This window comes from Providencia sp. PROV272, assembly GCF_049901975.1.
In the GTDB taxonomy this organism is placed as follows: Bacteria; Pseudomonadota; Gammaproteobacteria; order Enterobacterales; family Enterobacteriaceae; genus Providencia; species Providencia stuartii.
In genome coordinates, this window is sequence record NZ_CP096292.1 from 146,204 (window position 1) to 156,586 (window position 10,383).

Here is a 10,383-nt window from a genome sequence, read left to right on the forward strand (position 1 = left end):
TATGTCGATGCTTGAAGCACGTTACTTCGTGGCAAAGATAAGCGATGCACAGGCCGTGCTCTGCGATGAGGAGCTGGCGACACTGGAAAGGCTGATCCGGAAGGTTGATGATGGCCGCAGAGCAAATGGCAAGAGCTCGCTTACTTGCGTTGTTGTCGAAGAAGATTGGCCGAACTGGCAGCAAACGGTTGACTCTGTACTTTCACTTGCTGACGGGAAAGACAACGATTGGACCAATGCCACACCAGAACAAATCAAGGCCTTTTGGGTCGATGACTCAGTTTGGAAAACTCTGGATGGCCGGGATAAATGGATTGAAGATCTCGACCTGCTGGTGGACGGTTCCCCGGTGGCTTCTGAGTGGGAACCTTTTGGCTTGGAATCAGGGCAGTCTGTCGTCATACGAGGCGGATGGATAGAAGGGAATGCCTTGAGTGATGATGGCGTACCGCTAGTGCAGGCATTCGTCGCTTGGAAACAGGGCCAAGACAACCACTAAAGGAAAATTACTTCGGAAGGGCGGCTATGGCCGCTTTCTTTTTAATATTTACAGCATCACATAATGATACTATGATGTTGTTAATTTACTTGGGGAGGCGCTTATGCTCACTGCTAAATGTATAGGGTGCGGATGCACCGATGATCACGCTTGTGTTGAAAAGGCACTGTTGCAAAGTTAGCGATGAGGCAGCCTTTTGTCTTATTCAAAGGCCTTACATTTCAAAAACTCTGCTTACCAGGCGCATTTCGCCCAGGGGATCACCATAATAAAATGCTGAGGCCTGGCCTTTGCGTAGTGCACGCATCACCTCAATACCTTTGATGGTGGCGTAAGCCGTCTTCATGGATTTAAATCCCAGCGTGGCGCCGATTATCCGTTTCAGTTTGCCATGATCGCATTCAATCACGTTGTTCCGGTACTTAATCTGTCGGTGTTCAACGTCAGACGGGCACCGGCCTTCGCGTTTGAGCAGAGCAAGCGCGCGACCATAGGCGGGCGCTTTATCCGTGTTGATGAATCGCGGGATCTGCCACTTCTTCACGTTGTTGAGGATTTTACCCAGAAACCGGTATGCAGCTTTGCTGTTACGACGGGAGGAGAGATAAAAATCGACAGTGCGGCCCCGGCTGTCGACGGCCCGGTACAGATACGCCCAGCGGCCATTGACCTTCACGTAGGTTTCATCCATGTGCCACGGGCAAAGATCGGAAGGGTTACGCCAGTACCAGCGCAGCCGTTTTTCCATTTCAGGCGCATAACGCTGAACCCAGCGGTAAATCGTGGAGTGATCGACATTCACTCCGCGTTCAGCCAGCATCTCCTGCAGCTCACGGTAACTGATGCCGTATTTGCAGTACCAGCGTACGGCCCACAGAATGATGTCACGCTGAAAATGCCGGCCTTTGAATGGGTTCATGTGCAGCTCCATCAGCAAAAGGGGATGATAAGTTTATCACCACCGACTATTTGCAACAGTGCCGTCCAGCGGATATCAGCGCTGAAAGATGATGGCTGAGCGTGGAGGCAGGAATCTCAAGGTGCTTCTGCAGTTCGCCAACCGGCAGGCCTTCATGACCCGCCCTGACCAGCTCCCGGTATATGCTGAGACGTGTCGGGTGGCCCAGTTCTCGAAGTGCGTTTGCAGCAGTGTTTAAATCCATAATACCTCCTTTATCTATATTTCCAGAATAATAGAAATATAGCCTGCGTCAATCGTTTCTGCCGTGAGGGTACCGCTTTCCCAATCATGCTCTGTCCGCCAGGTTATGGGGGGCAGAGCCAGAGCACTACCGAAATCCTTGCGAATACCCGTGCAGGGAATAATTTCCGCCCCCTTTATGGCCGGAAAAAAAACTGATAAACGTCGCCTTTTCAGAAGGTTGCTTTCTTAACGTGGTTTTTCGGGCACTGTTGCAAATAGTCGGTGGTGATAAACTTATCATCCCCTTTTGCTGATGGAGCTGCACATGAACCCATTCAAAGGCCGGCATTTTCAGCGTGACATCATTCTGTGGGCCGTACGCTGGTACTGCAAATACGGCATCAGTTACCGTGAGCTGCAGGAGATGCTGGCTGAACGCGGAGTGAATGTCGATCACTCCACGATTTACCGCTGGGTTCAGCGTTATGCGCCTGAAATGGAAAAACGGCTGCGCTGGTACTGGCGTAACCCTTCCGATCTTTGCCCGTGGCACATGGATGAAACCTACGTGAAGGTCAATGGCCGCTGGGCGTATCTGTACCGGGCCGTCGACAGCCGGGGCCGCACTGTCGATTTTTATCTCTCCTCCCGTCGTAACAGCAAAGCTGCATACCGGTTTCTGGGTAAAATCCTCAACAACGTGAAGAAGTGGCAGATCCCGCGATTCATCAACACGGATAAAGCGCCCGCCTATGGTCGCGCGCTTGCTCTGCTCAAACGCGAAGGCCGGTGCCCGTCTGACGTTGAACACCGACAGATTAAGTACCGGAACAACGTGATTGAATGCGATCATGGCAAACTGAAACGGATAATCGGCGCCACGCTGGGATTTAAATCCATGAAGACGGCTTACGCCACCATCAAAGGTATTGAGGTGATGCGTGCACTACGCAAAGGCCAGGCCTCAGCATTTTATTATGGTGATCCCCTGGGCGAAATGCGCCTGGTAAGCAGAGTTTTTGAAATGTAAGGCCTTTGAATAAGACAAAAGGCTGCCTCATCGCTAACTTTGCAACAGTGCCGCGCGACGAGCAGCAGCACCAGGAGCAGAAGCACGTCGAGAAAAAGCAACAGCAGATCGAGCAGCGCCCACGGCGGGCCGCTCGCATCGGATAAGTCGAAAAATCCGGCTAAAGTGGCCGAGCTGCACATCAGGCCGCGCGGTTTTCCTCCCTGATCGCCGGCGCGGTTTCTTCCTCCCTGAACCGCATGCAGACTTGCCGCCTCGGACACCCCGAGGCGGTTTTTTTTCGCCTCGCTCGAGCATCGCCGCATCCGACGATGCCGAGACGACCAGGCCGCGCACGTCGAGCTGCAGCATCGCCATTGCCGACGATGGCACCAGGTCGCCGGCGGTGGCCACCGACCTCGAGCTCGCATCGCCACATCCGACGATGCGCGCCGGCGTCGACCATCGCCAGGTCTGACGATGGCGGCCGCCCTGCCCTGGATCTCGCATCGCCATTTCTGGCGATGAGATCCACGGAGCGGCCATTTAGACCCGCCAATAACGACCCGGCCAAGATAAATCGCATGACGGCCTTTTTGGCCGGGGGTAGCATGACCGGACACTTTGCGTATGCCCAAAGGAGCCCGCAAGTATGCGCAGGACGAAGCCAGTAGCCGCGCCGATGGTGGCGCGGGTCTATCTGCGCGTCAGCACCGACGCGCAGGACTTGGAACGCCAAGAGGCGATCACTACGGCCGCGAAGGCCGCCGGCTACTACGTCGCCGGCATCTACCGTGAGAAGGCATCCGGCGCACGCGCCGACCGGCCTGAGCTGCTGCGCATGATCGGCGACCTACAGCCCGGCGAGGTGGTCATTGCCGAGAAGATCGACCGCATCAGCCGCCTACCTTTGCCCGAGGCCGAGCGCCTGGTGGCCTCGATACAGGCCAAAGGCGCACGCCTGGCCGTCCCTGGCGTGGTCGATCTATCCGACCTGGCGGCCGAGGCCCAGGGCGTCGCCAAGATCGTGCTGGAAGCCGTGCAGATCATGCTTTTTCGCCTGGCCTTGCAGATGGCCCGCGACGACTACGAGGACAGGCGCGAACGCCAGCGCCAAGGCATTGAGTTGGCCCGCCAGGCCGGGCGGTACAAGGGCCGCCGTGCTGATCCGAAGCGCCGCGCCCAAGTTGTCGCGCTGCGCAAGTCCGGCTACAGCATCAACAAGACCGCCGAGCTGGCCGGGTACAGTGCGGCCCAGGTGAAACGGATATGGGCCGAGGTCAGCCAGGCCGAAGCGAAGCAGCACGGCGCGTTCGTGGAGGACGCATTGACGGAAGCCGATGCCCTGGCCGCTGTCGGCCAGGATGAGCGCCAGGAGGAAAGGGCATGAAGAAGCCGAACCAAGACGACGAGCCGTTTTTCATCACCGAGGAGATTGCGGCCGAAATGATCGCCGGCGGCTATGAGTTCGAGCTGCCGCCCATTCCTTGCACCATCCGCCTACGCGACGTGCTGGAGCGCATGACCGATGCTGAGCTAGCATTGCAGCCGGGCGAGATCGCCGACCAGGAGCGTGAACGCTGCCGGCGCAAGCCGTGTTCAACCTCATGATCTGGTCATGGTATTTTTCATGGCACTGAGCCTGATAGTTCTTGCAAATTGTTGTCACTAAAGGGTTTTGTGTGCTTGTTTACAATCGAGTGGGAGTGACGGGCACTGGCTGGCAATGTCTAGCAACGGCAGGCATTTCGGCTGAGGGTAAAAGAACTTTCCGCTAAGCGATAGACTGTATGTAAACACAGTATTGCAAGGACGCGGAACATGCCTCATGTGGCGGCCAGGACGGCCAGCCGGGATCGGGATACTGGTCGTTACCAGAGCCACCGACCCGAGCAAACCCTTCTCTATCAGATCGTTGACGAGTATTACCCGGCATTCGCTGCGCTTATGGCAGAGCAGGGAAAGGAATTGCCGGGCTATGTGCAACGGGAATTTGAAGAATTTCTCCAAAGCCCGCGACGCAGCGCCGGCAGGCAGAGCAAGTAGAGGGCAGCGCCTGCAATCCATGCCCACCCGTTCCACGTTGTTATAGAAGCCGCATAGATCGCCGTGAAGAGGAGGGGTCCGACGATCGAGGTCAGGCTGGTGAGCGCCGCCAGTGAGCCTTGCAGCTGCCCCTGACGTTCCTCATCCACCTGCCTGGACAACATTGCTTGCAGCGCCGGCATTCCGATGCCACCCGAAGCAAGCAGGACCATGATCGGGAACGCCATCCATCCCCGTGTCGCGAAGGCAAGCAGGATGTAGCCTGTGCCGTCGGCAATCATTCCGAGCATGAGTGCCCGCCTTTCGCCGAGCCGGGCGGCTACAGGGCCGGTGATCATTGCCTGGGCGAGTGAATGCAGAATGCCAAATGCGGCAAGCGAAATGCCGATCGTGGTCGCGTCCCAGTGAAAGCGATCCTCGCCGAAAATGACCCAAAGCGCGGCCGGCACCTGTCCGACAAGTTGCATGATGAAGAAGACCGCCATCAGGGCGGCGACGACGGTCATGCCCCGGGCCCACCGGAACGAAGCGAGCGGGTTGAGAGCCTCCCGGCGTAACGGCCGGCGTTCGCCTTTGTGCGACTCCGGCAAAAGGAAACAGCCCGTCAGGAAATTGAGGCCGTTCAAGGCTGCCGCGGCGAAGAACGGAGCGTGGGGGGAGAAACCGCCCATCAGCCCACCGAGCACAGGTCCCGCGACCATCCCGAACCCGAAACAGGCGCTCATGAAGCCGAAGTGCCGCGCGCGCTCATCGCCATCAGTGATATCGGCAATATAAGCGCCGGCTACCGCCCCAGTCGCCCCGGTGATGCCGGCCACGATCCGCCCGATATAGAGAACCCAAAGGAAAGGCGTCGTCGCCATGATGGCGTAGTCGACAGCAGCGCCGGCCAGCGAGACGAGCAAGACCGGCCGCCGCCCGAAACGATCCGACAGCGCGCCCAGCACAGGTGCGCAGGCAAATTGCATCAACGCATACAGCGCCAGCAGAATGCCATAGTGGGCGGTGACGTCGTTCGAGTGAACCAGATCGCGCAGGAGGCCCGGCAGCACCGGCATAATCAGGCCGATGCCGACAGCGTCGAGCGCGACAGTGCTCAGAATTACGATCAGGGGTCTGTTGGGTTTCACGTCTGGCCTCCGGACCAGCCTCCGCTGGTCCGATTGAACGCGCGGATTCTTTATCACTGATAAGTTGGTGGACATATTATGTTTATCAGTGATAAAGTGTCAAGCATGACAAAGTTGCAGCCGAATACAGTGATCCGTGCCGCCCTGGACCTGTTGAACGAGGTCGGCGTAGACGGTCTGACGACACGCAAACTGGCGGAACGGTTGGGGGTTCAGCAGCCGGCGCTTTACTGGCACTTCAGGAACAAGCGGGCGCTGCTCGACGCACTGGCCGAAGCCATGCTGGCGGAGAATCATACGCATTCGGTGCCGAGAGCCGACGACGACTGGCGCTCATTTCTGATCGGGAATGCCCGCAGCTTCAGGCAGGCGCTGCTCGCCTACCGCGATGGCGCGCGCATCCATGCCGGCACGCGACCGGGCGCACCGCAGATGGAAACGGCCGACGCGCAGCTTCGCTTCCTCTGCGAGGCGGGTTTTTCGGCCGGGGACGCCGTCAATGCGCTGATGACAATCAGCTACTTCACTGTTGGGGCCGTGCTTGAGGAGCAGGCCGGCGACAGCGATGCCGGCGAGCGCGGCGGCACCGTTGAACAGGCTCCGCTCTCGCCGCTGTTGCGGGCCGCGATAGACGCCTTCGACGAAGCCGATCCGGACGCAGCGTTCGAGCAGGGACTCGCGGTGATTGTCGATGGATTGGCGAAAAGGAGGCTCGTTGTCAGGAACGTTGAAGGACCGAGAAAGGGTGACGATTGATCAGGACCGCTGCCGGAGCGCAACCCACTCACTACAGCAGAGCCATGTAGACAACATCCCCTCCCCCTTTCCACCGCGTCAGACGCCCGTAGCAGCCCGCTACGGGCTTTTTCATGCCCTGCCCTAGCGTCCAAGCCTCACGGCCGCGCTCGGCCTCTCTGGCGGCCTTCTGGCGCTCCTGCTGCGGCGTCCGCTCGTGGGCCGTGGCGCGGGTCCGCGCGCCGGCCTCGTGCGCCTGGCGCTCGCGGGCGAGGTCCAGGGCGGCCGTCTTCACGTTCTGCCTTGCGCAGATGAGATAGATCTAGCGTGGACTCAAGGCTCTCGCGAATGGCTCGCGTTGGAAACTTTCATTGACACTTGAGGGGCACCGCAGGGAAATTCTCGTCCTTGCGAGAACCGGCTATGTCGTGCTGCGCATCGAGCCTGCGCCCTTGGCTTGTCTCGCCCCTCTCCGCGTCGCTACGGGGCTTCCAGGGGTCGTTTGCGGGAAGGGGCGGAATCCTACGCTAAGGCTTTGGCCAGCGATATTCTCCGGTGAGATTGATGTGTTCCCAGGGGATAGGAGAAGTCGCTTGATATCTAGTATGACGTCTGTCGCACCTGCTTGATCGCGGCCGCGATAGCTAGATCGCGTTGCTCCTCTTCTCCATCCGCGTTCCAAGCTGCGGAAAGGCACCCATAAGCGTACGCCTGGTCGAGCAGGCGACGCGGATCGACGTCCAGCGCACGAGAGAATGCGTCCGCCATCTGTGCAATGCGTCTAGGATCGAGACAAAGGTCGTCTCTGTCAGCCGGATCGTAGAACATATTGGCGGCGCCAAAGCCCACTTCACCGACCAGACCGACGGGATCTATCACCAGCCAGCCGCGACTGGAGAACATGATGTTTTCATGATGCAGATCGCCATGTAGCCCACGCAGTTCCGAGGCATTGCTCATCATTTGATCGGCTATAATCGCCGCGTGGACGTAGTCAGTTTGACAACCTGCGTTTTGATCATCGCGCGCCCGCTGAAACAAAGCTGCAAAGCGATCCCGGATCGGGAGAAGGGCAGAAGGCAGGGGTTCCTCAGATGCGGCATACAGCTTCGCCATTAGTTCCGCTGCAATTTCGGTCGCCTGGTAGTCGCCGTGCTCGGCAACGATGTGAGAGAGCATTCGCTCCCCGGCATATTCGAGCAACATCAGATTGTTCTCACGACCGAGCAACCGGACTGCTCCCCTCCCATTGCGCCATACCAGATAGTCGGCCCCGCGCAGTTCATCAGCAATGTCTTCTATAGGTTTCAATCCCTTGACGATTGCAGGAGTCCCGTCTGGCAATGAAACTTTCCAAACGAGGCTGGAAAAGGTGTCCGCAATGAGAACAGGTTGCGAAACGTGCCAATGAGCAGGAAAAACAGGCGGCATGAACATCAACCCCAAGTCAGAGGGTCCAATCGCAGATAGAAGGCAAGGCGTTCGCGGTCGGGGGCTTCGATCCCCAATACATTGAATAGGACAGCGAAGGCGCGCTCTGCTTCATCTGGCGCTGCCCAGTTCTCTTCGGCGTTAGCAATCATGAGTGCCAAATCGGCATAGCGATCTGCTGTTCCGAGCCGCCCAAGGTCGATCAGACCCGTGCATTGAAGAGTTTTAGGGTCCACCATGAAGTTCGGCATGCAGGGATCACCATGGCAAACAACCATATCGGTGCGCTCTTGGTCGAGCCGCACCGGTAGCTCTCGTTCGACACGAGCCAAAAGATCGAGCTGCGGCGTACTCTTGTCCTCGTCCGGTAAGAAGTCGGGATTGACGGCATTGCGGGACACCACATCAACGGCGCGTCCGAACATTCGCGACAGCCTGCGCTCAAACGGACATTGATCAACCGATAGGCTGTGAACAGCGCCAAGTTGCTGCCCCATTGACGGCCACGCTTTGAGCAAATCCGCTCCAGACAGATCAGCCGCCGGTACTCCCGGAATTGCCGTTATCACCAAGCATGCACCCTCCTGTTCCTCCTGCCAGTTGATGACCTCGGGGCAAGCCACACCTCGACCTTTGAGCCAAATGAGGCGGTCACGCTCTCCAGCGAGCTCACCGCGGCGGGAAGCAGGTGCGATTTTCGCGAAGGCATGCCCGTCACCACGTCGAAAAACAAAATCACCAGATTCTCCGCCTCTGACAGGCAACCAGTCAGAATGCGATTCACCAAAAAAAATATTAGTTCGATTCAATGGAGGTTCCTTCAGTTTTCTGATGAAGCGCGAATATAGAGAAATATCCCGAATGTGCAGTTAACGAATTCTTGCGGTTTCTTTCAGCGCCGCCAATACCGCCAGCCCGTCGCGCAAGGGGCGCGGCTCGTGTGTGCGGATGAAGTCAGCTCCACCTGCGGCGGCGGCAAGCTCTGCAGCGAGTGTCGCGGCCCCGACATCCCCCGGACCACGGCCTGTGAGCGCGCGCAGAAAGGATTTGCGCGAAACAGACAGAAGCACCGGCAAATCGAAGCGCAGCCGCAATTCATCGAACCGCGCCAGCACCGAGAGCGAGGTTTCGGGAGCAGCCCCCAGAAAAAACCCCATGCCGGGATCAAGGACAAGGCGGTTGCGTTTGATACCGGCACCCGTCAGCGCCGCGATGCGCGCGTCAAAGAACGCCGCAATGTGATCCATGATGTCGCCAGCGGGTGCCTCGCGCCGATCTGCCTGCCCGTCTTGCACCGAATGCATAACGACGAGTTTGGCAGATGATTTCGCCAATTGCGGATAGAACGCAGCGTCTGGAAAACCGCGAATATCATTGAGATAGGCCACACCACGCGACAAGGCATAGGCTTGCGTCGCGGGTTGATAACTGTCGAGCGAGACGGGAATGCCATCTGCCTTGAGCGCGTCCAGCACCGGCGCGATACGCGCGATTTCTGTGTCGGACGAAACAGGCGCGGCGTCGGGATTGCTGGATGCCGGACCGAGGTCGATCACATCTGCCCCCTCGGCCATCAGCTTACGCGCCTGCGCAATGGCTGCGTCTGGCGCCAGATACCGGCCTCCATCGGAGAAACTGTCCGAGGTTATGTTGACGATGCCGAAAATGATGAGCGATTTATTCATGGGGGCTTCTATAATAATAATAATCGAGCATGAGTCTCATACGGATGCTCGGGTCGAAAGGGAATCCCCAGGCGAGTAACCTGTTTGCGGTGATCCATTAGCTGCAGGAGCAGAATAGCATACATCTGGAAGCAAAGCCAGGAAAGCGGCCTATGGAGCTGTGCGGCAGCGCTCAGTAGGCAATTTTTCAAAATATTGTTAAGCCTTTTCTGAGCATGGTATTTTTCATGGTATTACCAATTAGCAGGAAAATAACCCATTGAATATAAAAGATAAAAATGTCTTGTTTACAATAGAGTGGGATAAATGGACGCTAAAGAACTGAACCACATGATAGCTGAGGCCTACAGCCGGGATTTGCAAAAGCCTGAGCTGGTATCGTTCAAAGAGGTGAGTCGCTGGGGGCGTAAGTACGGTTTCCCCGTCGTATGCACTCTGGCCGATGAAAGTGAAGAAAAGCAGATCCACTGGGCTGCCAGTTTGCTCATTCAAGTAGCCGGTACTTGGCCGCGAGAAGATATGCCGGAATTGCTCACACCGGAACGGGGCTCCGCGCTGTTCAACGATGCGATGCAGTTATTGGCGAATGGGCTTGGAGCAGCAAATCAATTGCGCTGACAGCACAAACCTTGTCAATAAGCGGCCTTCATGGCCGTTTTTTTGTTTAAAGTTTGTTTTAACAGAACCATAATTAGATATTGCAG

Annotated in this window: 13 protein-coding genes and 2 pseudogenes; 8 read left to right on the forward strand and 7 right to left on the reverse strand. The window is 57.4% G+C overall.

The window, feature by feature from the left end; translation table 11 throughout:
* The first annotated feature begins 1 nt into the window (after position 1).
* Positions 2–499 carry a hypothetical protein gene (locus M1E93_RS19840; protein WP_000062185.1) on the forward strand — a complete coding sequence of 166 codons (498 nt, stop codon included), beginning with the start codon at positions 2–4 and terminating at the stop codon, positions 497–499.
* Positions 500–713: 214 nt separating this feature from the next.
* Here the strand turns inward: M1E93_RS19840 and M1E93_RS19845 are convergent, their stop codons facing one another.
* Complete coding sequence (locus M1E93_RS19845) at positions 714–1,418, reverse strand: IS6-like element IS26 family transposase (RefSeq protein ID WP_001067855.1); 705 nt, start codon at positions 1,416–1,418, stop codon at positions 714–716.
* A gap of 64 nt (positions 1,419–1,482) precedes the next feature.
* A pseudogene (locus M1E93_RS19850) lies at positions 1,483–1,662 on the reverse strand (ArsR/SmtB family transcription factor); the annotation flags it as partial.
* 306 nt (positions 1,663–1,968) lie between these two features.
* Here M1E93_RS19850 and M1E93_RS19855 point away from each other — a divergent pair.
* The 5 genes and pseudogenes from M1E93_RS19855 to M1E93_RS19875 form a co-directional block, all read left to right on the forward strand.
* The gene (locus M1E93_RS19855; RefSeq protein ID WP_001067855.1) at positions 1,969–2,673 is read left to right on the forward strand and encodes an IS6-like element IS26 family transposase; all 705 of its coding nucleotides are present in this window, start codon (positions 1,969–1,971) and stop codon (positions 2,671–2,673) included.
* 5 nt (positions 2,674–2,678) lie between these two features.
* Entirely contained in the window at positions 2,679–2,819 is a 141-nt protein-coding gene (locus M1E93_RS19860; RefSeq protein WP_001044210.1) for a hypothetical protein, read from the forward strand.
* Between the two features lie 485 nt (positions 2,820–3,304).
* Positions 3,305–4,042, forward strand: coding sequence for a recombinase family protein (locus tag M1E93_RS19865; RefSeq protein ID WP_001366550.1), 738 nt, complete (start codon positions 3,305–3,307; stop codon positions 4,040–4,042).
* On the forward strand, positions 4,039–4,263 hold the full coding sequence (locus M1E93_RS19870; protein ID WP_000743213.1) for a hypothetical protein: 225 nt from the start codon (positions 4,039–4,041) through the stop codon (positions 4,261–4,263). The genes M1E93_RS19865 and M1E93_RS19870 overlap by 4 nt, the downstream gene beginning before the upstream one ends.
* 210 nt (positions 4,264–4,473) lie before the next feature.
* Positions 4,474–4,683, forward strand: a pseudogene (locus M1E93_RS19875) (IS91 family transposase); the annotation flags it as partial.
* Here M1E93_RS19875 and tet(A) read toward each other — a convergent pair.
* On the reverse strand, positions 4,629–5,828 hold the full coding sequence (gene tet(A), locus M1E93_RS19880; RefSeq protein WP_032153701.1) for a tetracycline efflux MFS transporter Tet(A): 1,200 nt from the start codon (positions 5,826–5,828) through the stop codon (positions 4,629–4,631). The pseudogene M1E93_RS19875 and the gene tet(A) overlap by 55 nt on opposite strands.
* A gap of 105 nt (positions 5,829–5,933) precedes the next feature.
* Here tet(A) and tetR(A) point away from each other — a divergent pair, with 105 nt between their 5' ends.
* Positions 5,934–6,584, forward strand: coding sequence for a tetracycline resistance transcriptional repressor TetR(A) (tetR(A), locus tag M1E93_RS19885; protein WP_001493764.1), 651 nt, complete (start codon positions 5,934–5,936; stop codon positions 6,582–6,584).
* 31 nt (positions 6,585–6,615) lie between these two features.
* Here tetR(A) and M1E93_RS19890 read toward each other — a convergent pair whose 3' ends face one another.
* The 4 genes from M1E93_RS19890 to sul2 form a co-directional block, all read right to left on the reverse strand.
* The gene (locus M1E93_RS19890) at positions 6,616–6,858 is read right to left on the reverse strand and encodes a transposase (protein WP_000844627.1); all 243 of its coding nucleotides are present in this window, start codon (positions 6,856–6,858) and stop codon (positions 6,616–6,618) included.
* Between the two features lie 305 nt (positions 6,859–7,163).
* The gene (locus tag M1E93_RS19895; RefSeq protein WP_000480968.1) at positions 7,164–8,000 is read right to left on the reverse strand and encodes an aminoglycoside O-phosphotransferase APH(6)-Id; all 837 of its coding nucleotides are present in this window, start codon (positions 7,998–8,000) and stop codon (positions 7,164–7,166) included.
* Complete coding sequence (gene aph(3'')-Ib / locus M1E93_RS19900; protein WP_001082319.1) at positions 8,000–8,803, reverse strand: aminoglycoside O-phosphotransferase APH(3'')-Ib; 804 nt, start codon at positions 8,801–8,803, stop codon at positions 8,000–8,002. Before aph(3'')-Ib ends, M1E93_RS19895 begins: the two co-directional genes overlap by 1 nt.
* 60 nt (positions 8,804–8,863) lie before the next feature.
* A complete protein-coding gene (gene sul2, locus M1E93_RS19905) occupies positions 8,864–9,679 on the reverse strand; it encodes a sulfonamide-resistant dihydropteroate synthase Sul2 (protein WP_001043260.1) in 816 nt (271 codons plus the stop codon).
* Between the two features lie 306 nt (positions 9,680–9,985).
* On the opposite strand from sul2, the gene M1E93_RS19910 reads away from it, so the two are divergent.
* Entirely contained in the window at positions 9,986–10,297 is a 312-nt protein-coding gene (locus tag M1E93_RS19910; RefSeq protein ID WP_000338945.1) for a hypothetical protein, read from the forward strand.
* The last annotated feature ends 86 nt before the right edge of the window (positions 10,298–10,383 follow it).

Coding starts and splice junctions, on each gene's coding strand:
- M1E93_RS19840 (WP_000062185.1), top strand. CDS start 2: ATGTCGATGCTTGAAGCACGTTACTTCGTGGCAAAGATAAGCGATGCA.
- M1E93_RS19845 (WP_001067855.1), bottom strand. CDS start 1,418: ATGAACCCATTCAAAGGCCGGCATTTTCAGCGTGACATCATTCTGTGG.
- M1E93_RS19855 (WP_001067855.1), top strand. CDS start 1,969: ATGAACCCATTCAAAGGCCGGCATTTTCAGCGTGACATCATTCTGTGG.
- M1E93_RS19865 (WP_001366550.1), top strand. CDS start 3,305: ATGCGCAGGACGAAGCCAGTAGCCGCGCCGATGGTGGCGCGGGTCTAT.
- M1E93_RS19870 (WP_000743213.1), top strand. CDS start 4,039: ATGAAGAAGCCGAACCAAGACGACGAGCCGTTTTTCATCACCGAGGAG.
- M1E93_RS19895 (WP_000480968.1), bottom strand. CDS start 8,000: ATGTTCATGCCGCCTGTTTTTCCTGCTCATTGGCACGTTTCGCAACCT.
- sul2 (WP_001043260.1), bottom strand. CDS start 9,679: ATGAATAAATCGCTCATCATTTTCGGCATCGTCAACATAACCTCGGAC.
- M1E93_RS19910 (WP_000338945.1), top strand. CDS start 9,986: ATGGACGCTAAAGAACTGAACCACATGATAGCTGAGGCCTACAGCCGG.